The 21,738-nt window shown below is 63.5% G+C and carries 17 protein-coding genes and 1 pseudogene; 13 read left to right on the top strand and 5 right to left on the bottom strand.

Annotated elements, in window-relative coordinates; all coding sequences use genetic code 11:
• Positions 1-60 precede the first annotated feature (60 nt).
• A complete protein-coding gene (gene bglX, locus HA46_RS17145) occupies positions 61-2,358 on the top strand; it encodes a beta-glucosidase BglX (RefSeq protein ID WP_084885623.1) in 2,298 nt (765 codons plus the stop codon).
• Positions 2,359-2,427: 69 nt separating this feature from the next.
• A pseudogene (locus HA46_RS17150) lies at positions 2,428-3,301 on the top strand (oxygenase MpaB family protein).
• Positions 3,302-3,385: 84 nt separating this feature from the next.
• Here HA46_RS17150 and HA46_RS17155 read toward each other — a convergent pair.
• Positions 3,386-3,679: a hypothetical protein gene (locus HA46_RS17155; protein ID WP_208857422.1), complete on the bottom strand. Its 294-nt coding sequence runs from the start codon at positions 3,677-3,679 to the stop codon at positions 3,386-3,388.
• A 262-nt stretch (positions 3,680-3,941) separates the two neighbouring features.
• Here HA46_RS17155 and HA46_RS17160 point away from each other — a divergent pair, with 262 nt between their 5' ends.
• The 3 genes from HA46_RS17160 to idi all read left to right on the top strand — a co-directional run bounded on the left by HA46_RS17160 (position 3,942) and on the right by idi (position 7,764).
• Positions 3,942-5,051 carry a suppressor of fused domain protein gene (locus HA46_RS17160; RefSeq protein ID WP_033789133.1) on the top strand — a complete coding sequence of 370 codons (1,110 nt, stop codon included), beginning with the start codon at positions 3,942-3,944 and terminating at the stop codon, positions 5,049-5,051.
• A gap of 164 nt (positions 5,052-5,215) precedes the next feature.
• Positions 5,216-7,111 (top strand): methyl-accepting chemotaxis protein, encoded by a 1,896-nt coding sequence (locus HA46_RS17165; protein WP_033789134.1) that lies wholly within the window; start codon positions 5,216-5,218, stop codon positions 7,109-7,111.
• Between the two features lie 119 nt (positions 7,112-7,230).
• Positions 7,231-7,764: an isopentenyl-diphosphate Delta-isomerase gene (gene idi, locus HA46_RS17170; RefSeq protein WP_033789135.1), complete on the top strand. Its 534-nt coding sequence runs from the start codon at positions 7,231-7,233 to the stop codon at positions 7,762-7,764.
• 112 nt (positions 7,765-7,876) lie between these two features.
• On the opposite strand, the gene HA46_RS17175 is transcribed toward idi, so the two are convergent.
• Complete coding sequence (locus tag HA46_RS17175) at positions 7,877-9,352, bottom strand: MFS transporter (protein ID WP_084885629.1); 1,476 nt, start codon at positions 9,350-9,352, stop codon at positions 7,877-7,879.
• A 208-nt stretch (positions 9,353-9,560) separates the two neighbouring features.
• Here HA46_RS17175 and osmF point away from each other — a divergent pair, with 208 nt between their 5' ends.
• Genes osmF through HA46_RS17195 form a run of 4 tightly spaced genes read left to right on the top strand, consistent with a single transcriptional unit; the run spans position 9,561 to position 13,313 of the window.
• On the top strand, positions 9,561-10,475 hold the full coding sequence (gene osmF, locus HA46_RS17180) for a glycine betaine ABC transporter substrate-binding protein OsmF (RefSeq protein ID WP_084885632.1): 915 nt from the start codon (positions 9,561-9,563) through the stop codon (positions 10,473-10,475).
• 3 nt (positions 10,476-10,478) lie between these two features.
• Positions 10,479-11,660: an ABC transporter permease gene (locus HA46_RS17185; RefSeq protein ID WP_033789140.1), complete on the top strand. Its 1,182-nt coding sequence runs from the start codon at positions 10,479-10,481 to the stop codon at positions 11,658-11,660.
• Positions 11,647-12,582 (top strand): ABC transporter ATP-binding protein, encoded by a 936-nt coding sequence (locus tag HA46_RS17190; protein WP_084885636.1) that lies wholly within the window; start codon positions 11,647-11,649, stop codon positions 12,580-12,582. The genes HA46_RS17185 and HA46_RS17190 overlap by 14 nt, the downstream gene beginning before the upstream one ends.
• Positions 12,582-13,313, top strand: coding sequence for an ABC transporter permease (locus HA46_RS17195; protein ID WP_033789142.1), 732 nt, complete (start codon positions 12,582-12,584; stop codon positions 13,311-13,313). The genes HA46_RS17190 and HA46_RS17195 overlap by 1 nt, the downstream gene beginning before the upstream one ends.
• Before the next feature lie 165 nt (positions 13,314-13,478).
• Here the strand turns inward: HA46_RS17195 and HA46_RS17200 are convergent, their stop codons facing one another.
• Positions 13,479-14,219: a MerR family transcriptional regulator gene (locus HA46_RS17200; RefSeq protein WP_033789143.1), complete on the bottom strand. Its 741-nt coding sequence runs from the start codon at positions 14,217-14,219 to the stop codon at positions 13,479-13,481.
• Positions 14,220-14,370: 151 nt separating this feature from the next.
• Here HA46_RS17200 and HA46_RS17205 point away from each other — a divergent pair, with 151 nt between their 5' ends.
• Positions 14,371-14,934 carry a helix-turn-helix domain-containing protein gene (locus HA46_RS17205; RefSeq protein WP_084885639.1) on the top strand — a complete coding sequence of 188 codons (564 nt, stop codon included), beginning with the start codon at positions 14,371-14,373 and terminating at the stop codon, positions 14,932-14,934.
• Entirely contained in the window at positions 14,931-15,458 is a 528-nt protein-coding gene (locus HA46_RS17210) for a GNAT family N-acetyltransferase (RefSeq protein ID WP_084885642.1), read from the top strand. Before HA46_RS17205 ends, HA46_RS17210 begins: the two co-directional genes overlap by 4 nt.
• A 137-nt stretch (positions 15,459-15,595) precedes the next feature.
• Here HA46_RS17210 and HA46_RS17215 read toward each other — a convergent pair whose 3' ends face one another.
• A complete protein-coding gene (locus HA46_RS17215) occupies positions 15,596-16,855 on the bottom strand; it encodes a histidine-type phosphatase (protein ID WP_084885644.1) in 1,260 nt (419 codons plus the stop codon).
• A 183-nt stretch (positions 16,856-17,038) separates the two neighbouring features.
• Between HA46_RS17215 and dinG the strand changes: the two genes are divergently transcribed.
• Positions 17,039-19,216 (top strand): ATP-dependent DNA helicase DinG, encoded by a 2,178-nt coding sequence (gene dinG, locus HA46_RS17220; protein WP_084885647.1) that lies wholly within the window; start codon positions 17,039-17,041, stop codon positions 19,214-19,216.
• A gap of 54 nt (positions 19,217-19,270) precedes the next feature.
• Complete coding sequence (gene ybiB, locus HA46_RS17225; RefSeq protein WP_084885650.1) at positions 19,271-20,239, top strand: DNA-binding protein YbiB; 969 nt, start codon at positions 19,271-19,273, stop codon at positions 20,237-20,239.
• A gap of 1 nt (position 20,240) precedes the next feature.
• Here the strand turns inward: ybiB and HA46_RS17230 are convergent, their stop codons facing one another.
• Complete coding sequence (locus HA46_RS17230; RefSeq protein WP_084885653.1) at positions 20,241-21,398, bottom strand: M20 aminoacylase family protein; 1,158 nt, start codon at positions 21,396-21,398, stop codon at positions 20,241-20,243.
• Between the last annotated feature and the right edge of the window lie 340 nt (positions 21,399-21,738).

Consider the following 21,738-nt stretch of genomic DNA (forward strand, 5'->3'; position numbering starts at 1 on the left):
TGTGGCACACTGCCGCCTGTTTATTCGATATTGCGCAGTTACTTAAGAGAACCCGACCTGATGAAATGGATTTACTCTGTTAGTCTCGCTGTCTCACTCGCTCTGCAACCCGCGCTGGCCGACGAGCTGACGGGACCGCATCCCATGAACGCGCAGGCGCGCGACGCTTTCGTTAATCAACTCCTGACCAAAATGACGCTGGACGAAAAAATCGGCCAGCTCAGGCTGATCAGCGTGGGGCCTGACACCCCGAAAACGGCGGTTCGCGACATGATACAGAAAGGTCAGGTCGGCGCGATTTTCAATACCGTGACGCGTCAGGACATTCGCGCCATGCAGGATCAGGTGATGCAGCTCAACCGCCTGAAAATTCCTCTGTTTTTCGCCTATGACGTGGTGCACGGCCAGCGCACCATTTTCCCTATCCCGCTGGGGCTCGCCGCCAGCTGGGATCTCGACGCCGTCAGCGAGGTCGGACGCGTCTCGGCCTATGAAGCCGCCGACGACGGGCTGAACATGACCTGGGCGCCGATGGTCGACGTCAGCCGCGAACCGCGCTGGGGCCGCATCTCCGAAGGGTTCGGCGAAGACACCTGGCTCACCTCGCAAATGGGCAGCACCATGGTGAAGGCGATGCAGGGCAAAAGTCCCGCCGATCGCTATGCGGTCATGACCAGCGTCAAACACTTCGCCGCCTATGGCGGCATCGAAGGCGGACGCGACTACAACACCGTGGACATGAGCTCGCAGCGCCTGTTCCAGGACTATCTGCCCCCTTATAAAGCCTCGCTCGACGCCGGCAGCGGCGGCGTCATGGTGGCGCTTAACTCGCTTAACGGCGTGCCCGCCACCGCCGACGGCTGGCTGCTGAAAACGGTGCTGCGCGACCAGTGGAAATTCAAAGGCATCACCATCAGCGACCACGGCGCCATTAAAGAGCTGCTCAAGCACGGCGTGGCGACCGATCCCGAGGATGCGGTGCGCGTCGCCCTGAAGTCGGGTATCGACATGAGCATGAGCGACGAGTATTACAGCAAATATCTGCCGGGCCTGGTGAAGCGCGGCGCGGTGAGCATGGCGGAGATCGATGACGCGGCGCGCCATGTGCTGAACGTGAAATATGATATGGGGCTGTTCAACGATCCTTATAGCCATCTCGGTCCGAAAGAGAGCGATCCGCAGGATACCAACGCCGAAAGCCGCCTGCACCGCGCCGAAGCGCGCGACGTGGCGCGCAAGAGCATCGTTCTGCTGAAAAACCGGCGCGAAACCCTGCCGCTGAAGCGCGCCGGCACCATTGCGCTGATTGGGCCGCTGGCGGATAGCCAGCGCGACATTATGGGCAGCTGGTCGGCAGCGGGCGTGGCGAAGCAGTCGGTGAGCCTGCTGCAGGGCATGCGTAACGCCACCGCGGGCAAAGCGACGCTGCTCTATGCGAAAGGCGCCAACATCAGCGACAACAAAGGCATTCAGGACTTCCTCAACCTCTATGAGCAGGCGGTGTCGGTGGACGCGCGCTCGCCGCAGGCGCTGATTGACGAGGCGGTCGAAAAGGCGAAGCAGGCGGACGTGGTAGTCGCGGCGGTCGGCGAAGCGCAGGGGATGGCGCATGAGGCCTCCAGCCGCAGCGAGCTTGCCATTCCAGCCAGCCAGCAGAAGCTGCTGGCGGCGCTGAAGGCCACCGGCAAACCGCTGGTGATCGTGCTGATGAACGGCCGACCACTGACGCTGGTCAATGAGGATCGCATGGCGGACGCGCTGCTGGAAACCTGGTTCAGCGGCACGGAAGGCGGCAACGCCATCGCCGACGTGCTGTTCGGCGACTACAATCCGTCCGGCAAGCTGCCGATCACCTTCCCGCGCTCGGTGGGGCAGATCCCGCTCTACTACAACCATCTGCCGACCGGCCGTCCTTACAACTTCGCCAAGCCGAACAAATACACCTCGCACTACTATGATTCGGTGAACGGCCCGCTCTATCCGTTTGGCTACGGGCTGAGCTATACCCGCTTCAGCGTCTCGCCGGTGAAAATGTCGGCGGCCACGATGCCGCGCAACGGCACGGTCGAGGCGAGCGTGACGGTGACCAATACCGGCGACCGCGACGGCGCGACGGTGGTGCAGATGTACCTGAACGATCCGGTCGCCTCGATCAGCCGTCCGGTGCGCGAGCTGCGCGGCTTTAAGCGGATTATGCTTAAAGCAGGCGAATCGCAGACGGTCAGCTTTAAGATTGACGTGGACGCGCTAAAGTTCTGGAACCAGCAGATGCAGCAGGTAGCGGAGCCAGGCAAGGTCAATGTGATGATCGGGCTGGATTCGGTACGCACCCAGAACGCGCAGTTCGACTATCTCTGACGCTGTACGATACGCTGCTCCCGGCTTTGCGGCCGGGAGCAGCGAGCACACCAGGCCAACCGCAACCTAATGAACAGCATTCGCAACCGTATCCAGAACCAGGTTTTTCGCGTTAACGGCCTGGCGCTTAATGAGTTCGATATCTCGCAGCCGCCCGGCGATCCCGGCCTGTTCGGCCCCGACAGCGTGATCTGGCGCGTGCACGGCGACTTTCCCGCCATGCTGTGCGGCGGCATCAGCGCGTTGCTGTTACAGATGCTGCATCCTTCCGCGCTGGCGGGGGTCTGGGATCACTCCAACTTCCGCCAGGATATGATGGGCCGCCTGCGGCGCACCAGCCAGTTCATCGCCGTGACCACCTTCGGCAATCGTCACGACGCCCGACTGCTGATTGAGCGCATTAAAAAACATCCATCTGCGCGTCAGCGGCGTCGACAATTACGGCCAGCCCTACGCCGCCAGCGACCCGCGTCTCCTCACCTGGGTGCACGTCGCCGAAACCAGCGCTTTTCTCGCCGCTCATCTGCGCTTTAAAAATCCGCAGCTCAGCCTGGCGGAGCAGGATCGCTACTACCAGGAAGCGGCGCTGATCGCCGAAGCGCTGGGGGCCACCGGCGTGCCGAAAAGCGTCGAGGCGGTGGGGCGATACCTGCAGGATATGCGCGGCGAGCTGCGCTATGACGAGCGCACCGCCGAGGTGACGCGCCTGCTGCGCGAGGCGCCTGCGCCAGGCTGGCAGGCGAAGCCGGCGATGAAAGTGATGCTGAATTCGGGCATGGCGCTGCTCCCCGGCTGGGCGCAGCAGATGTCCGGCTATCGCTTTAGCCCGCTGTCGCGCGCGCTGCTCGACGCCGAGATGCGGCTGCTGGCGAAAACCTTGCGCTGGTCGATCACGCGCGGCGCATACCATCGCGCCATGCTGCGTATGGGACGCCAGCCTTAACGCCTTCTTAACCTTTTCCGCACGCCGGTCTGCCGACGCTGTGCCGCCGCTTAACAGCGCGGCGGCAGGAAAGATAACCGAAGATTAACGATGAAATTCGTCGTGCGGCCGAATATAGCTGCGCGGCGCGCGCGCCTGTCGCCGCTGCGCCGTCCGACGCTGCTGCAGGCGGTGCGCCGCCAGGCCCAGACCGGCGCCGATGGCGGCCAGCGACAGCAGGCCGGAGACGAGATCGGCAGGCAGCAGGATAAGCGTCGCCAGGCCGACCGCTATCAGCGTGGTCGCCAGCGTAAGCGTGGTGTAGCGATAAAGAAGCCAGAGAAAAAGCGCGAGAACCACCAGCTCGCGCCAGGCGAAATCGGTAACGGACTGCATCATGCGCCTCCGATAAAAAGGGTAGCTCGACCTTAGCACGCGGCTGCGCCTCAGAAACGCGAATAGACTTTCACCATCCGGGCTGCTCACTCTTTAGCGGCGTTGCGCTTTTCCGCGCCGCGCCGCGTTATCCGCTTTACTTTTGCTTACCCTTGCGCAGGCGCATTGCGCCGACTTTGAGAGTTTTACCCTTGTCTCACGTGGCAGCAGTGGGGATCCTGCTCTAATCTCGGGGAAATGGATCCCTAAGCTTTGTCGAGGCGCTATGACTTACCAACCTCTGATTGCTGAGGTCCACAATCAGCAACATACACTGACGGCGATTGTCGAACAGGATGAGCGCACCGCTTACTTCTACATCTGGCCGACGGATCTCTTCCGCAGCCAGTATGCGGTGCGCGGCTGCTGGCTGCGCAATCTGCTGCCGGCGCCGGCGCAGGAAGATCGCGCGGCGATGGAGCAGGGCATCGCGCCGCTGCTCAGCGCCGAGTATTGCCGCACGCTGGAGGCGGAGCCGCCGCTCGATCCGGCGGGCCTGCAGGTGCTGTGGGAGCCGAGCGACGACGGCGCGGCGCTGTGGTATTACGGCCAGCTGCTGGCGGTGATCCCCGGCTGGAGCCTCTACCAGGATAAACAGGTCAGCTTCTCTGCCGGCTGCATCAAAAAAAACCGGCTGACCGCGCCGCTCGGCTCCGCCTCCACCAACGACTACTACGCGCGCGCGGAGCATCAGCGTCAGTTCTGGCGCGACTGGCACGACGGCAACGAGTGGGATCGGGTGCAGCAGGCGCTGCTGCAGCGCTATCAGGCGCAGTTCGGCGAGTCGGTGAAGTATTACGCCATCGATCAGGGCAGCTGGCCGCCGATGGCGATCTCCCAGCACTGGCACCAGGGCGTGTGGTATTTTCTCACGCTCGGCATGAGCATTCGCCCGATGCCCCAGGTCGACTATCTGTTCGACGAACTGGCGCCGCAGTATCGCCGCGTTGAGCTGGCGATGGCGGTGGATGGCGAAGTGATGACCGAAGGCAATGCGGTGCAGATGGCGAGCGCGCTGGCGGAGTTTGCCCATCTGCCCTGGGCGCGCCTCACCTGGCTGGGCGAAGGCCATACGCTGGCGTCGGAAGTGGCGCCGGTCGGCTTTGAAAGCTTTCTGCTGGCCAACGCGCTGGCGGACGACAGCGCGCAGTTTAACCTGCCGAAGCGCGACGGCGATCGGCCTAATCTGCTGTGGGCGACGCCGATCACCGAAGCGGAGCGCCTGTTCGCGCAGGCGGATGAGCTGGGCGGTCAGCAGCTGGCGGATCTGCTGATGGCGGCGGGCAATAACCATATCTTCCGTCCGCGCCAGCAGGTAGTGGAAAGCGAAATCTGACGGCAGCGCGCTGTTTGCCCAGCGCGCTGGCAAGTCGTTAGTGACTAAATAATCACCTCTCTCAACGAGTTGTTAAATTTGTGATCTCGCGCGCCTCAAGTTACCTGCTGCTGCGCCGTTAACCCTGATCAGGCAATCGCGCCGTTTCTGCCAGGGGAAAGCAGATGCTAAAAACAACTCAGTCCCGCTTTACTGCGGTTCTTGTACTCTTTTTTCTCGTTCTGATGCTCATCACCGTAGTGGTCATTAAGCAATTTATCGCGCCGCAGCTGACCGCCAATCAGAGCCAGCTGGTGCGCTACCAGGTTGACGCGCTGGCGACCGGCATCGTGGAACAGATGAACCGCGTGCAGGCGCAGCAGCGCGCCATCACCGAAGCCGCGAGCGTAATGGAGAGTCCCGCCATCGACCAGCTGCTGCCGGCGCTGGTGAACCAGTATCAGGACAGCAACGTCTTTGGCGGCGGCATCTGGCCGCTGCCCAACCGTCGCGATCCGGCGAAAGAGAAAGACAGCAGCTTCTTCGCGCGCAACGCCAGCAACCAGCTGCAGGTCAACACCTACTGGAACTCCGACGCCGCCGACAAATATTGGGAGCAACCCTGGTACAAAGACGGTATGGCCGCACCGAAAGGGCAGTGCGCCTGGGCGAAAGCCTATCAGGATGCCGCCAGCCCGCAGCCGCGCACCAACTGCGCCATGGCGATCTATCGCGACGGCACCGTCTGGGGCGTCGCCACCATCGACGTCACCCTCGGCTTTTTCAACCATCTGGCGAAAGAGATGGGCGACGCCATTCAGGGGCGTGTGCTGATCGTCGAGGCCGACGGCAAAGTCGTGGGCAACGCTGCGCTGGTAGACGGCACGCCGAAGCTGGAAAACCTGACCGATCTGCAACTGTCGATGGCGGCGCCGCTGAAAGGTCTGCTGAGCGGCGCGGGCTCGCAGCCGACCGAGACGACCTTTGACGGGGAGGATGGCGAACATACGCTGTTCCTGCAGGCTATTCCGGGCAGCCCGTGGTATCTGGCCAGCGACGTGCCCACCAGCCTGCTCACCGCGCAGGCGCACAGCATGCTGACGCGTCTCGGCCTGGTGCAGATCCCGCTGGCGATCGTGCTGCTGCTGGTGCTGCTGGGCTTTATCCGCTCGATGATGCAGCGCCTTAACGTGCTGCATCGCAATATCGACGCGCTGGCGCAGGGCGGAGCCGATCTGACTCAGCGTTTGCCGACCAGCAATAGCCCGGAGTTCAACGCCGTGGCGCAGAGCTTCAACAACTTTATCGGCTATCTGCAGGGGCTGATGCGTCAGGTCGGCGACAGCGCGCTGGCGATCACCGCCGCATCGCGCGAAATCGCCAGCGGCAACGCCAACCTCTCGTCACGCACCGAAGATCAGGCCAGCTCGATTGTCGAAACCGCCGCCTCGATGGAGCAGCTGACCGGCACGGTGCGCCAGAACGCCGACAACGCCACTCACGCCAACCAGCTGGCGGGCAATGCGTCGCAGGTGGCGGCGCGCGGTACGGAAGTGGTGCGTCAGGTGGTAAGCACCATGGGCGAGATCCATCACTCGTCGCGTAAAGTGGTCGATATCATCAGCGTTATCGACAGCATCGCTTTCCAGACCAACATCCTGGCGCTCAACGCCGCGGTAGAAGCGGCGCGGGCAGGCGAGCAGGGCCGCGGCTTCGCGGTGGTCGCCTCTGAAGTGCGCAACCTGGCGCAGCGTTCGGCCAACTCGGCGCGCGAAATCAAAAAGCTGATCGAAGAGTCGGTGGCCAACATCGACGCCGGCAGCCAGCTGGTGGAGCAGGCGGGCGAGACCATGGACGAACTGATGCAGGGCGTCAGCAGCGTCACCACGCTGATGAGCGAAATCATGTCCGCCAGCCGCGAGCAGAGCATGGGCATTGAGCAGGTCAACGTGGCCATTACCCAGCTCGACGGCACGACGCAGCAGAACGCCGCGCTGGTGGAGCAGGTTTCCGCCGCTGCCCAGGCGATGGAAGAGCAGAGCGTGCAGCTGGAGCAGGTAGTGCAAAGCTTCCGCCTGTAAGCGTCACGAACGGGCTCGCGCAGGCGAGTCCGTTTTTTTTGCGCGAAACCGCACGAATTCACGCGGCATGAAACGGCAGGGATGTGCCAGAATAGTAAGAGTTATCTTAAGGAATCCTCATGTCTGCTATCGAAGTTATTCTCGTCGACCATCTCGATCGTCCCACCGGTAAAATGGAAAAGCTGGAAGTGCATGAGAAGGGATTGCTGCACCGGGCGGTCACGGTCTACGTATTTAATTCGTCCGGCGAACTGCTGCTGCAGCGCCGCGCCAGCGGCAAATATCACTGCGGCGGGCTGTGGAGCAATACTACCTGCGGGCACCCCTATCCGGCGGAGCCGACGCAGCAGGCGGCGGAGCGTCGCTTATACGAGGAGATGGGACTGGAGCTGTCGCTGACGCCGGTCTTCGAGCTGAGCTATAACCTGCCGCTCAGCAATGGCCTGATTGAGCATGAGTATGGCCATGTCTATTTCGCCATCAGCGATGAGCCACCGACCCCTAATCCCCAGGAAGCGGACGACTGGCGCTATCTTTCGGTGAGCGACATCCAGCGCGCGATGCTTGACGAACCGCAGCAGTTCACCCCCTGGTTTCTCTACACCTTTCCGCGCATACCCGCCTATTTGAATGCGCTGAGCATGCCGGCCTGAATGGCCTATCTGACGGGATTCAGATCGCGCTTATCTCGTAAGCGGGAGTGAGGAACCGAAGAGCAAAGCGTCCCTTTCCTCCCGCTTGAGCACTCAACGCGACCGCGCTTTTTTAACGTCCGGCAAAATCTTCCGCGTCCACATCGTAGCCCGAGGGCTCCCAGCGGATCGCCAGCAGCGCGAGCAGACCGGCCAGCGGCGCAAGGAAAATGACCCAGAAAACGCCGGTGCCCAGTGCGGCGACCAGCACCGGAAACAGAAACAGCGAAACGGTTGAGCTGCCGCGCATCAGCGTCTGGTTAAAACCGACGCCGACGCCGCGCAGTGAAGTCGGATAGCTGAGCGAAGCGAAGGTCATGGTATGCGAACCAGGGCCAAAGCCCTGACCAAACAGAAACAGCGCCAGCATCGCAATGGCGATGCCCGCCTCGTGACCGCCTTCAGGACGCCCGATCAGCGCCAGACCCAGCAGCGCCACGCACTGACAGGCGTAGCCCGCCACCGACATCTTCCAGGCGCCCAGCCGCGGCACCAGCCGCACCGCCAGCACGCCGCCGACAAAGGCGAACAGCAAATTGAGCGCCAGCGACACCAGAATCGTGCTCAGCATTGACTGGGCGAAAAAGCTGGTGATGATCACCGGCAGGCCAAAGGCCACCGCGTTATAGGCGAAAGAAGAGGCGACCGAGGTGATGGTCGCCAGCAGCGTGCGGCGCAGGTAGACGCCGCGCAGCAGCGCGCCGTAGTTGCGCCAGCTGGCGCGACGCGCCGGCTGGACAGGCGTGGTTGACGCATCATCGGCCACCTGCGCGTTGATGTTCCAGCCGCTGCGCAAAATGGCGGCCGCGCCTTTCAGATCGCCCTGATTGGCCGCCCAAACCGGCGACTCGCTCATATAGCGACTGCGGATCGCGATAATAATCAGCGCCGGTACCGCGCCGAAGCCGAGGATCAGGCGCCACAGCCAGCTGGTGTGGCTCTCCGGCAGCACCGCATAGAGCAGCAGCACCAGCAGATAGGAGATGCTGATCGCCGCATACCAGGTGGGACACCACATCGCCACGCTGGCGGCCTTGTTGCCCTTGCCGCGCAGGCGGGAAAACTCGGCGAGAAACGCCATCGCCACCGGCAGATCGATGCCGACCCCCAGCCCCATAACAAAGCGCGCGCCGCCCAGCACATACTCATTGGGCGCAAAAGCGCAGGCGAGCGCCGCCACCACGAAAAAGAACATATCCGCCATAAAAACGCGATAGCGGCCGATCTTATCGGTGAGGTAGCCGCCGATCAGCGCGCCGACGATGGCGCCGAAGGTAATGGCGGAGGCGACCATGCCGGTGCCCGTCGGGGTGAGGTTGAACTCGCGCGCCACATCCTTGATGCCGAACGCCAGCGCGCCAAGATCGTAAGCATCGAGAAACACGCCGCCCAGCGCGATCGCCACCACGATGCGCGCGTTATTGCGCGCGCCGTCGCCGCTGTTGATCAGGCGCGACACGTCCGCTGCGCTGCGGATCCACTGCGTTTCGCCTTCGGGCCGGTTCCCTGTTAACGCCACGTGGGCGGAAGATGAAGTGAGGTCGGTCATAATGTTGTCTGTGATTATTGTGAGTGAACGGACAGCTTACCGTCCAGACGTCTGGACGTAAATTCTTTTCAGTTATAACCGAGCCGATAACAGTATGAAAAAGTTGAGGCGCGACACTTCACGCTTCAGGCAATGTGTTAAGCGATGCATGACGAAACGACTATTCTCTATAAGCACCTCACAAATAACCGAATTAAAGGAACACCTTATGGCAAGGTCTGGTTTTCTGGCATTGACGGCAGCCGCGCTGCTGCTGGCGACAGGCGCGGCGCAGGCCGCCGATCCCGTGCGCGTGGGTTCGAAAATCGATACGGAAGGTTCGCTGCTGGGCAACGTGATCCTGCAGGTGCTGGAAAAGCACGGCGTGAAAACGGTGAACAAAATCCAGCTCGGCACCACCCAGGTGGTGCGCGGCGCCATCACCGCTGGCGAGCTGGACATCTATCCCGAATATACCGGCAACGGCGCTTTCTTCTTTAACGACGAAAAAGATAGCGCCTGGAAAAACGCGCGTCAGGGCTATGAAAAGGTGAAAAAGCTCGACGCCGACAAAAATCAGCTGGTATGGCTGACGCCTGCGCCCGCGAACAACACCTGGACCATCGCGGTGCGCCAGGATGTCGCCCAGCAGAACAAACTTAGCTCGCTTGACGATCTCAGCCGCTACCTGAAAAAAGGCGGCACCTTCAAGCTGGCGGCCTCGGCGGAATTTATCGAGCGCGGCGACGCCCTGCCGGCCTTTGAAAAAGCCTATGGCTTCAAGCTGACTCAGAGCCAGCTGCTCTCGCTGGCGGGCGGCGATACGGCGGTAACCATCAAGGCGGCGGCGCAGCAGACTTCCGGCGTCAATGCGGCGATGGCCTACGGCACCGACGGCCCGGTGGCGGCGCTGGGCCTGCAAACCCTGAGCGATCCTAAAGGCGTGCAGCCGATCTATGCGCCGACGCCGGTGATCCGTGCCGCGGTGCTGAAAGCCTGGCCAGACATCGAAAGCTGGCTGAAGCCGGTCTTCAGCAAGCTGGATGAGAAAACCCTGCAGCAGCTGAATGCGAAGATCGCCGTCGAAGGCCAGGACGCCAGCAGCGTGGCGAGCGAATGGCTGCAGCAGCAGAAGCTGCTGTAAATCATGGCTTTGTCGCGGGATGCGATGCTGGCAGCGCGGCGCCAGCCGGTTGCGCTGCTGCTGTTGCTGCTGTTAAGCCTGGCACTCTACTGGCTGCCGTTTCTCAGCTACGCGCCGAACCGGCTGGTCTCCGGCCAGCCGCTGATGCTCGGGCAGGTTAGCGACGCCGGCTGGCTGGCGCTGCCGCTGGCGGCGCTCTGGCTGCTGCTGTGGGCGCGCCCGACGCGTGCGGCGCTGGCGCTGATGCTGCTCGCCTGCGACGCGCTACTGACCGGCATGGTCTGGCTGAGCGGGCACGAGGCGGCGCGGCTGGCGGCGCAGGGCAGCGCGCTGGCGCGCACCAGTTTCGGCGGCGGCCTGTGGCTGGCGTGCGGCGTCACGCTGCTGCTGGGCGCGGAGCTGGCGCGCACGCTGACGCGCAATAATCTCTGGCGACTGCTGCTTAATCTGCAGATCTGGCTGCTGCCGCTGCTGATGCTGTTTAGCGGCGAGCTGAACGCGCTGTCGCTGCTAAAGGAGTACGCCAACCGCCACGCGGTGTTTGACGCGGCACTGGCGCGCCATCTGGCGCTGCTCAGCGGCACGCTGCTGCCTGCGCTGCTTATCGGCCTGCCGCTCGGCATTTTGCTGCACCGGCGTCCGGCGTGGCAGAGCGGCGTTTTCAGCGTGCTGAACGTTATTCAGACCGTGCCGTCGGTGGCGCTGTTCGGTCTGCTGATCGCGCCGCTGGCCGGGCTGGCGAGCGCCTTTCCCTGGCTGAAAAGCTGGGGCGTCAGCGGCATCGGCATGGCGCCGGCGCTGATCGCGCTGACGCTCTATGCGCTGCTGCCGCTGGTGCGCAGCGTGGTGGCCGGGCTGCAGCAGGTGCCGCGCGACGTGCGCGAAAGCGCGCGCGGCATGGGCATGGGTCAGCTGCAGCGCTTTTTCGCCGTCGACGCGCCGCTGGCGCTACCGGTCTGGCTCGCCGGGCTGCGCGTGGTGGTGGTGCAGACGCTTGGCATGGCGGTGATCGCTGCGCTGATCGGCGCAGGCGGCTTCGGCGCCATTATTTTTCAGGGATTGCTCAGCAGCGCGCTCGACCTGGTGCTGCTGGGGGTGATCCCGGTGATTGCGCTGGCGGTAGTGATTGACGCGCTGTTCCGCCTGCTGATTTCCCTGCTGGAGAGAACCCATGATTCACTTTAACGGCGTCAGTAAGCACTTCGCCGGCAAAGCGGCGGTGAAAGATTTGTCGCTGCAGATCGGCGAGGGCGAGTTTAGCGTGCTGCTCGGCACCTCGGGCTCCGGCAAATCGACCACGCTAAAGATGATCAATCGCCTGGTGGAGTTCGACGAGGGCGAGATCCTGTTCGCGGGCGAGTCGATCCGCCGGCTTGACGCGCGCGATTTGCGCCGGCGCATGGGCTACGCCATTCAGTCCATCGGTCTGTTTCCCCACTGGACGGTGGAAAAAAATATCGCCACCGTGCCTGCGCTGCTCGGCTGGCCGAAAGCCCGCATCCGCGCGCGGGTAGACGAGCTGCTGGCGCTGCTCAGTCTGGATACGCATCTGGCGCGGCGTCTGCCGCATCAGCTCTCCGGCGGCCAGCAGCAGCGCGTCGGCGTGGCGCGGGCGCTGGCGGCGGACCCTGAAGTGCTGCTGATGGATGAGCCCTTCGGCGCGCTCAATCCGGTCACGCGCGGCGCGCTGCAGCAGGAGATGCTGCGCATTCACCGCCTGTCGGGCCGCACCATCGTGCTGGTGACGCACGACATCGACGAGGCGCTGACGCTGGCGGATAACATCGTGCTGATGGATCAAGGGGAGATTGTGCAGCAGGGCAAGCCCGCCGCGCTGCTGACGCAGCCGAAAAACGACTTTGTGCAGGACTTCTTCGGCAGAAGCGAGCTGGGCGTGCGTCTGCTGTCGCTGGGGCAGGTCGGCAATGCGGCGCGGCGCGGCGAGTGGCTGGAGGGCGAGCCGCTGGCAGCCGCGCAGTCGCTGCGCGAAGCGCTGTCGCACTTTATCGCCCGGCGCGCCGATAAGCTGCCGGTGGTGGATGAACGCCAGCAGCCGCTCGGCGTGCTCTACTTCAGCGATCTGCTGACCCTGCGCGAGGGGCAATGATGCGCTGGCTGAAAGACCCGCTGCTGTGGCTGATTCTCCTGTTTATGGCGCTGCTGCTCGGCCTGCCCTACAGCGGGCCGCTTTTCGCCTGGTGGTTCCCCGAGCAGGCGCGGCCGCTCTACCAGCAGGAGAGCTTTCTACAGCTGGCGCTGGCGCATCTTTTCCTGGTGGCGACCGCCAGCGCGCTGGCGCTGCTGGCTGGCGTCGGCGGCGGGGTGCTGGTTACGCGGCGCGCGGGACGGCGCTTTCGGCCGCTGGTAGAAACCATCGTGGCGGCCGGACAGACCGTTCCGCCGGTCGCGGTGCTGGCGATCGCCGTGCCGGTGATGGGGTTCGGCGTCTGGCCGGCGGTGGTGGCGCTGCTGCTTTACGGCCTGCTGCCGATTTTACAGGGCACGCTGGCCGGACTCGATAGCGTGCCCGCCAGCAGTCGGGAGATCGCCGACGGCGTCGGCATGAGCGCATGGCAGCGTTTGTGGCAGGTCGAGCTGGCGCTGGCTGCGCCGGTGATACTGGCAGGCGTGCGCACCTCGGTGATCGTTAACATCGGCACGGCGGCCATCGCCTCGACCGTGGGCGCGGAGAGTCTCGGTTCGCCGGTAATTATCGGCCTGAGCGGCTTTAACACCGCCTATGTGATTCAGGGGGCGCTGCTGGTGGCGCTGCTGGCGATTGTCAGCGACCGCCTGTTTGAGCGCCTGCAGCGCTGGCTTAGCGTGAGTGGAGAATAAGGGTGTAGCCGACCAGCATTAGCCCGCCGGTGCCGCCGACGGCCATAATGAAAAACAGCGTTGCGAAGAAGATTTTTTGCCAGTTCATGCGGAAACCTGATTAAAGCCGGAAAGGCGGGGATAATAACGCGGGCAGGGCGAGGCGAAAAGGGCCCTGCGTGCGTTTTACTGAAAGCGCGTTTCGTGGGCGCGTATGGTATATCCCTGCTCCTGCCAGTGCGTCAGCTGTTCCTGCTGGCGACGCGTAAGCTTTTTGCCGGTCCAGACAAAAATAGTCTGACCGGGAAAAAGCTCTGGGCGCGGCAGATCGAGCGGCTCAGCCAGCACGTCCAGCCGCCAGCCCTCTTGCGAGAGCCGCCAGGCCTCCAGCCAGATGCGCGTGCGGTCTTCTACCGCCCAGCCGAGGATCAGCGCATCTTTGCCCGCTTTTTTACGGCTGCCTGCCAGACAGAAAGCAACGTAATCAATCAGCGCGCCGTCCAGCAGGCTGCTCATCACGCGCGCGGTGTTCTGATCCAGACCGAGCTTTTGCCGAACTGGCATAATCACGTGGTCGATAAGAGCGTCTACCGGGTTTTCTCGCCCGAGCGTAGCGATTTTGGCGCGCAGCTTTGACGGTTTGACGTGCCGCAGCACGCTCATCAGCTCTTCCTGAAGGTTAACCCAGCCGTCGTGCACGTTTACGCTTTCGCCTTCGAGCAGCGCTTTGACTTTGCCCACCGGGACGCCGCTTTCGATCCAGCGTTTAATTTCTTCGATGCGCTGCACATCCTCGTCATCAAACTGACGATGTCCACCCTCCGATCGCTGCGGCTTTAACAAGCCATAACGTCGTTGCCACGCGCGCAGCGTGACCGGGTTTATTCCACAGCGTTCGGCGACGTCACCGATACTGTAAAAGGCCATAACTTCCCCAAACTTCCTGACTGCGATCCATTAACCTTAACCAACAGGATCAACTTGTACAAATGTTTTTTAAGTGTACAAGTTGACCCTGGCGCAGTTTCACGCTTAATCTCATATTTGAGATACTATTCCCAAATATGAGATGAGAATGATGCTGACTGAAGAGACTGAACAACGCCTTGCGGCTCGCCTGGCGGAACTCCGCGTTCAGCGCGGCTGGTCGCTGGATGAGCTCGCCACGGCGACCGGCATCAGCCGGGCGTCATTGTCGCGTATTGAGCGCGGCGAAACCAGCCCAACGGCTGCCTTATTGAATCGCCTGTGCGTCGCTTATGGTCTTACCATGTCGCGGCTGTTAAGTGAAGTGGAAGAGGCGGTCAATCTGCTGCTGACGCCGGAACAGCAGCCGGTATGGTGCGATGACGCCAGCGGCTTCGTGCGCCGCAACGTTTCGCCGCCGGCCGCCCACTTTCGGGCAGAGCTGGTAGAAGGGCAGCTGCGGCCGGGTGCGCGCATCGATTACGATGCGCCGCCTGTTCAGGGGCTGGAGCAGCATATCTGGCTGCAGCAGGGCGGCCTGACCATCATCATGGACGGGCAGAGCTGGACCTTACAGAGCGGCGATTGCCTGCGTTTTCATCTGACCGGCCGCTCGGCGTTCGAGGCGCATCTTACCGACGGCGCGCGCTATGTGCTGGTGGTGTGCAAACCATGACGACTTATGAATGGATTGACGCCGATCGGGCGCGCAACGAGCAGGGCTTCCTCAGCGATCTGCTGCAGGCGTGCGTGGCGGACGGCGCCAGTATCGGCTTTACCGATCCGCAGGACCGCGCGGCGATAGCGCGTTTCTGGCAGCAACGCGCAGCCAGCCTCGCCGAGGGCGAGAACGAACTTATCGTCGCGCGCCAGCACCATCGGGTGGTCGGCACGCTAACCCTGAGCGCAGCGGTGATGCCAAACGGCCGTCATCGCGCAGAGATAAACAAGCTGCTGGTGCATCCCGCCGTCCGCCGTCAGGGCATCGCGCGCCAGCTGATGCAGCTGGCCGAGCAGCGCGCGCAGGCGCTGGGGAAAACGCTGCTGGTGCTGGACACCCGCAGCGGCGACGTCGCCACGCAGCTCTATCTGTCGCTCGGCTGGCAGATCGCCGGCTCGATTCCAGGCTACGCCGAATCGATCGCGGGCGAGCTGGAGGCGACAACGGTGATGTTTAAGCGGCTGACGTCCCTGCCATGATCCCGGTCGGGCGTGTAGATGCGGATCATCCCGGCGCCGCTGGCTTTTTACGCACGCCACGGCTATCAGCCTGTTGCCGCGTACGGACCTTATGCCGCGATGCCGCAATCGCAGTGCCTGGGCAAGCGGCTGGATGATCAGGGCAGCGCATAGCTGACAGGCGTCACCGCCCGCCGGTCAATCTGCCGGCTCAGGGCGCGCACGGCGCTCGCCAGCGGGCAGAGTGTCCCCTCCGCCGTCGCGTGGCACCCCGGCTGCCGCCACTCTTCGCGCAGCAGCGGATGCGCGGCGTCAATCGGCTGCAGACGACGCAGATCATCCAGGCTTTGCGCCTGAAAATAGACGCGCAGGAAGCGCTGGTTGCTGGCGTTATCGCGCCAGCGCTCAAAAACCAGGCTGCCGCCGGGCGGGATATTGCCGCGTGCGTAGCCGGGCAGCGTCCAGCTAAAGCCCATCAGGGTGCGCACCATCGCGATATTGGTGTCGTGAGCGACCAGCAGCAGCCAGCGCGCGTTTGGTTCAGCGTCATCCCGCGCAATATGGTTAAGCATGGTATCCAGCAGGATTGAGCCGCGCTTTCGCGCGCTGTAGAGCACGTCGTTGCTGAGGTCGTACTTCGCTGTCAGCAGCGGCAGAATGGCAGCGATCTGCGCGGAGCGGGTTATATGGCCCCAGGCGACCTGGCTGAGCGGCAGGTTCTCGCTCCAGGCGAGGCGCAGCGTCTCCGCCATGCTCGCCATTACGCTCAGGCCGGCGATCCAGGCGTGGCCGCTTTTGCTCTGGCGGATCTGCCAGGGCCGATCGAACAGCGCGCAAGGGGCGTCAGAGAGGCATACCGCCTGCCTCAGCGCCTGAATGGCGGGCTGTAGCGCCCGCTGGCGCGCGGCCAGGTCGCCCGCCTTTGCCGTGACCGCCGCCAGCTGCTGCGCGGGATCGGTCGCCGTCGCGGCGAAGGCGTCGGTCTGGAACAGCGGATCGGCTTCGCCCATAACGTGGTGCACCGGCACGCCGCAGCCGGGAAAGGCGCCGTCTGCCAGCGCCTCGGCGGTGGCGCGGGTGCGCTGCAGCGGGCTGGCGCGCACGTAAATATCCTGCGGCTGCGGGCAACCAGCCGTCAGCAGGCCGAGCTGGCGATAATGTTCGCCCTCCCAGCGTCCTTTATTGACCACCGCCGCGTAGCCGTGGCCGGTCAGCTCGCCGTCGCGCGTGCTCCATAGCGTCCAGGGGCGCTGCGTGGCGGCCTCGATCTCTTTTCGGTTGCCCGGCGTGGGCGGACGCACGCCGTGGCGGCTCAGCTCCACTACCTGCTCCAGCTGATACGTCGGCTGCGCGGCGGCCTGCGCCGTCCAGAACAGCAGGGCGCAGATAGCGGCAAAGGCGCGGCGGGGGAAAATCATCTCTCTTTCCTTATGAGAACGGCGGTAATGCGCCACCATAGCGCTGAAGCCCGGCCGCTGGCTACGGCCAGATTTTTCCGCTGCGCAATTCTTCGAGACGGCGCGAAAAAATGCGCCCCAAAGCTGACGCTGGCGGATTACTGTGTAAAAATACAGGCCATTTTCACCCGGCGGTAAACGACTATGGCCCTGACAGCAGCAATAAAAAGCCAGATAGCGCAGTGGTATAAGGCGCTACAGCAGCAGGTGCCGGACTTTATTCCCCGCGCGCCGCAGCGCCAGATGATCGCCGAAGTGGCAAGGTGCCTGGCGGGCGACGACGCGCGCCACCTGGCGATTGAAGCGCCGACCGGCGTCGGCAAAACCCTCTCGTATCTGATCCCCGGCATCGCGGCGAGCCGCGCCGAAGAGAAGACCCTGATCGTCAGCACCGCCAACGTGGCGCTGCAGGATCAGATCTTTACCAAAGATCTGCCGCTGCTGAAAAAGATCATTCCCGATCTTACCTTCACCGCCGCCTTCGGGCGCGGGCGCTACGTTTGCCCTCGCAACCTGGCGGCGCTGGCGGCCAGCGATGACCAGCAGGGCGATCTGCTGCTCTATCTCGACGACGAGGCGGTAAGCAGCACTCAGGAAGAGCAAACGCAGTGCGGGCGGCTGGAGAAGTCGCTTGGCAGCTACGCCTGGGACGGACTGCGCGATCACAGCGAAGAGAATATCAGCGACAGCCTGTGGCAGCGTCTCTCGACAGACAAAGCGAGCTGCCTCGGCTCGCACTGCCGCTGGTATCGCGAATGCCCCTTCTTCGTCGCCCGTCGTGAAATCGAACAGGCAGATGTGGTGGTGGCTAATCATGCGCTGGTGATGGCGGCGATGGAGAACGAGTCGGTGCTGCCGCCGCCGAAACACCTGATGCTGGTGCTGGATGAAGGCCACCATCTGCCGGAGGTGGCGCGCGACGCGCTGGAGATGAGCGCCGACATCACGCCCGGCTGGAGCAGCCTGCAGCTCGATCTCTTCGTGCGGCTGGTCGAGGGCATTATGACGCAGATGCGGCCGAAATCGCCGCCGGCGCTCAGCAATCCGGAGCGTCTCAAGGCGCACTGCGAGGAACTGCGCGAGCTGCTCACCACGCTGAGCCAGGCGCTCAATCCGCTGCTGCCCGCCGACAACCAGCCGGGCGAGTTTCGCTTTGTGCTCGGCGAACTGCCTGAAGAGCTGCTGGCCCTCTGCGCGCGCCTCTTCAAGCTGAGCGACGCGCTGCGCGGCCTGGCGGAAGGACTGATTAACGCCCTCAGCGAACAGACCGGCAGCGTCGATCTGATGCGTCTGCACCGCAATCTGCTGCAGCTTAACCGCCAGTTCGGCTGGTTCGAATCGGTCAGCAAGCTGTGGCGGCTGGCGGCAATGCCGAAAGCGTCGGGCGCGCCGGTGTCGAAGTGGATCACGCGCGAGCTGCGCGACGGCCAGGCGCATCTGCTGTTTCACTGCGCCGGCATTCGCGTCAGCGATCAGCTGGAGAAGCTGCTGTGGCGCAAAATCCCTCATGTGGTGGTGACTTCCGCTACGCTGCGCTCGCTCAACAGCTTCGGCCGCCTGCAGGAGATGTCGGGCCTGAGCGAGAAAGCCGGCGACCGATTCGTGGCGCTCGACTCTCCCTTTAATCATGTCGAGCAGGGCAAGCTGGTGATCCCGAAGATGCGCTATGAGCCGCTGCTGGCTAACGAAGCGGAGCATATCGCCGAAATGGCGGCCTTTTTCCGTCAACAGATGAAAGCGGAGAAGCACAAAGGGGTGCTGGTGCTGTTCGCCAGCGGCCGCGCGATGCAGCAGTTCGTCGCCCAGTTGCCGGAGCTGCGCCTGACCATGCTGGTGCAGGGCGATCAGCCGCGCTCGCGCCTGGTAGAGCTGCACCGTAAACGGGTGGCGAAGGGCGACGCCAGCATTCTGGTGGGCCTGCAGTCGTTCGCTGAAGGGCTGGATTTAAAAGGCGAGCTGCTGAGCCAGGTGCATATTCATAAAATCGCTTTTCCGCCGGTGGACAGTCCGGTAATTTTGACCGAAGGCGAATGGCTAAAGAGCCTGAACCGCTACCCGTTTGAGGTGCAAAGCCTGCCGAGCGCCTCCTTTACGCTGATCCAGCAGGTCGGCCGCCTGATCCGTAGTCATCAATGCTACGGCGAAATCGTCATATATGACCGTCGGCTGCTGAGCAAAACCTACGGCAGCCGCCTGCTGGCCGCGCTGCCGGTTTTTCCTATCGAGCAGCCGGAGGCGCCCGCCGCGCTGAAGGTGAAACGCGCGCCGGCGCTGGCTGGTAACAAACGGCGCCCCACCCGGCGGCCGGCGGCGAAGCGTTAACCACTGACTAACTGTTGGCCGCCGCCTGGCGCGGCCCCCGATCGGAAGCGAAGAATGGAACTGAACAAAGTGATTAAAGAGATCGGACGCGGCAAAAATCACGCGCGCGATCTCGACCTCGCCACCGCGCAGGCGCTGTATACGGCGATGCTGGCGGGCGAAGTGCCGGAGCTGGAGCTGGGCGGCATTCTCATCGCGCTGCGCATCAAGGGCGAAGGCGAAGAGGAGATGCGCGGTTTTTATCAGGCGATGCAGGCGCGCATGATGTCGCTGCAGGCGCCCGTGCAGCGTCCGCAGCCCATTGTTATCCCCAGCTACAACGGCGCGCGGCGTCAGGGCAATCTGACGCCGCTGCTGGCGCTGTTGCTGAATCGACTGGGCTTTCCGGTGCTGGTGCACGGCGTCAGCGACGATCCGACGCGCGTCACCAGCGAGGCGGTGTTCGCCGCGCTCGGCATTGCGGCGGTGACCACACAGCAGCAGGCGCAGGCGGCGCTGGACCAGGGCGGCCTCGCTTTTATCACCATCGATCATCTCTGCCCGCCGATGGCGAAGCAGCTTTCGCTGCGCTGGCGGATGGGGGTGCGCAGCAGCGCCCATACGCTGGTGAAGCTGGCGACGCCGTTCGGGGAACGCGACGCGCTGCGTCTCTCCAGCGTATCGCATCCGGAGTATGTGCCGCGCGTGGCGAAATTCTTTAGCGATATCGACGCGCCCGCCATTCTGCTGAACGGCACGGAAGGCGAAGTCTACGCCAGTCCGCTGCGCTGTCCGGCGATCGGCTTTATTTCCGGAGCAGGACGCGAAGCGGAAGTCTGGGTCGAGCGTCAGCCGGAAGCGGCGCCGGAGCTGCCGGCGGATAAATCGGCCGAGACGACCGCGCGCTGGACAGAAATGGTGCTGAAAGGTGAGCGCCCGGTGCCGCAGGCGCTGCGTCTGCAAGTCGCCTGCTGCCTGCGCGCCAGCGGAGAAAGCGCGTCGCTGGAGGAGGGGCTGGCGCGCCTCAGCGACGCCGGATTTTAAGTTAGCCTTGCGGCAGCGCCTGTTCGACCAGGCGCTGCCAGAACGTCACGCCCAGCGGGATTAGCGCGTCGTTAAAGTCATATTCGGCATTGTGCAGCGGTGCAGAAGGCGTCGCGCCATCGGCGCCCAGCCAGAAATAGGCGCCGGGGCAGACATTAAGCATGCAAGCGAAATCTTCCGACGCCATAGAGGGATTCACCTGCCAGTGAACCTGCTCTTCGCCCAGCATCTGCTGCGCCGCCATGCGTACCTGCTCAGCGGGTTCGGCGTGGTTGGCGGTGACCGGATAGCCGGGAAACCAGTGAACAGCGCCGCTGACGCCGAACGGGCGCGGCAGGGTAGTGACAAACTCCTCGATCAGACCGCGTACCTTGTTGCGTACGTCGGTCTGCAAACATCGTACCGTACCGCGCAGCACCAGCGTTTCCGGGATGACGTTAATCGCTTCGCCGCCGTGGATCTGCGTGACGCTGACCACCGCCGAGGCGAGCGGCGAGAGACGACGCGAGGGAATGGTTTGCAGCGCCAGAATCAGTTCGGCGGCCACTACCATAGGATCGGCGCCGCTTTCCGGCATCGCCGCGTGGCAGCTTTTGCCGGTCAGGGTAATTTCAAACGAGTCGAGCGACGCCATCATCGCGCCGGGATTAACCGCCAGCGATCCCACCGGCATGCCCGGCCAGTTATGCAGCGCATAGATCGCATCCATGGGGAAGCGCTGAAACAGGCCTTCTTCGACCATTTTGCGCGCGCCGCCCAGATTTTCTTCGGCGGGCTGAAAGATAAAGTGCACCGTGCCGCGAAAGCGACGCGTGGCCGTCAGCTGCAGCGCCGCCGCCAGCAGGATCGCGGTATGGCCGTCGTGGCCGCAGGCGTGCATCACGCCCTGACGCGCAGAGCGCCATTGCGGGCTGCCTTTTTCGGTGATGGGCAGCGCATCCATATCTGCACGCAGCCCGATAACCGGGCCGTCGCCGTTGCGCAGCGTGCCGACCACGCCCGTGCCTGCCAGCCCGCGATGCACCTGCAGCCCCGACATTTCCAGCTCCTGCGCGACCAGATCGCTGGTTTTATGTTCCTGATAACCGAGTTCCGGTTCGCGGTGCAGCTGATGACGCCAGTGTTGGGCTTTGTCGAGCAGGGCAGGGGATAAGGTCATGCGGAATCGCGCTCCTGTAGTGGTGAATCTCCACTTTAGTGGCAAGGCGCAGGCGCGTCTATCTTCCGGACTGGGAATTTGGCTATAGGTCAGAATCAAAGGTAATAAGGGGCAGCAGACCGGCTGGGGGCGGTGCGGGGTAGCGGTCTCGCTTGCTTTTTGCGCGCGGCGCGCGCCCGGCGATTGACCTGCTGCGCAGGGGGCTGAGCGGGGTTCGCCCGCTGGCGGGTTGTCCGCTGCGCAGGGGCTGAGCAGGTTTCGCCCGCTGGCGGGTTGTCGGCTGCGCAGGGGGGCTGAGCGAGTTTCGCCCGCCGGCGGGTTGTCGGCTGCGCAGGGGGGC

The organism is Pantoea septica, assembly GCF_002095575.1.
GTDB classification, from domain to species: Bacteria; Pseudomonadota; Gammaproteobacteria; order Enterobacterales; family Enterobacteriaceae; genus Pantoea; species Pantoea septica.

Excerpts from the sequence above, each read along its gene's own strand:
- bglX (WP_084885623.1), top strand. The coding sequence starts at position 61 with ATGAAATGGATTTACTCTGTTAGTCTCGCTGTCTCACTCGCTCTGCAA.
- HA46_RS17155 (WP_208857422.1), bottom strand. The coding sequence starts at position 3,679 with ATGATGCAGTCCGTTACCGATTTCGCCTGGCGCGAGCTGGTGGTTCTC.
- HA46_RS17160 (WP_033789133.1), top strand. The coding sequence starts at position 3,942 with ATGACTTACCAACCTCTGATTGCTGAGGTCCACAATCAGCAACATACA.
- HA46_RS17165 (WP_033789134.1), top strand. The coding sequence starts at position 5,216 with ATGCTAAAAACAACTCAGTCCCGCTTTACTGCGGTTCTTGTACTCTTT.
- idi (WP_033789135.1), top strand. The coding sequence starts at position 7,231 with ATGTCTGCTATCGAAGTTATTCTCGTCGACCATCTCGATCGTCCCACC.
- HA46_RS17175 (WP_084885629.1), bottom strand. The coding sequence starts at position 9,352 with ATGACCGACCTCACTTCATCTTCCGCCCACGTGGCGTTAACAGGGAAC.
- osmF (WP_084885632.1), top strand. The coding sequence starts at position 9,561 with ATGGCAAGGTCTGGTTTTCTGGCATTGACGGCAGCCGCGCTGCTGCTG.
- HA46_RS17185 (WP_033789140.1), top strand. The coding sequence starts at position 10,479 with ATGGCTTTGTCGCGGGATGCGATGCTGGCAGCGCGGCGCCAGCCGGTT.
- HA46_RS17190 (WP_084885636.1), top strand. The coding sequence starts at position 11,647 with ATGATTCACTTTAACGGCGTCAGTAAGCACTTCGCCGGCAAAGCGGCG.
- HA46_RS17195 (WP_033789142.1), top strand. The coding sequence starts at position 12,582 with ATGCGCTGGCTGAAAGACCCGCTGCTGTGGCTGATTCTCCTGTTTATG.
- HA46_RS17200 (WP_033789143.1), bottom strand. The coding sequence starts at position 14,219 with ATGGCCTTTTACAGTATCGGTGACGTCGCCGAACGCTGTGGAATAAAC.
- HA46_RS17205 (WP_084885639.1), top strand. The coding sequence starts at position 14,371 with ATGCTGACTGAAGAGACTGAACAACGCCTTGCGGCTCGCCTGGCGGAA.
- HA46_RS17210 (WP_084885642.1), top strand. The coding sequence starts at position 14,931 with ATGACGACTTATGAATGGATTGACGCCGATCGGGCGCGCAACGAGCAG.
- HA46_RS17215 (WP_084885644.1), bottom strand. The coding sequence starts at position 16,855 with ATGATTTTCCCCCGCCGCGCCTTTGCCGCTATCTGCGCCCTGCTGTTC.
- dinG (WP_084885647.1), top strand. The coding sequence starts at position 17,039 with ATGGCCCTGACAGCAGCAATAAAAAGCCAGATAGCGCAGTGGTATAAG.
- ybiB (WP_084885650.1), top strand. The coding sequence starts at position 19,271 with ATGGAACTGAACAAAGTGATTAAAGAGATCGGACGCGGCAAAAATCAC.
- HA46_RS17230 (WP_084885653.1), bottom strand. The coding sequence starts at position 21,398 with ATGACCTTATCCCCTGCCCTGCTCGACAAAGCCCAACACTGGCGTCAT.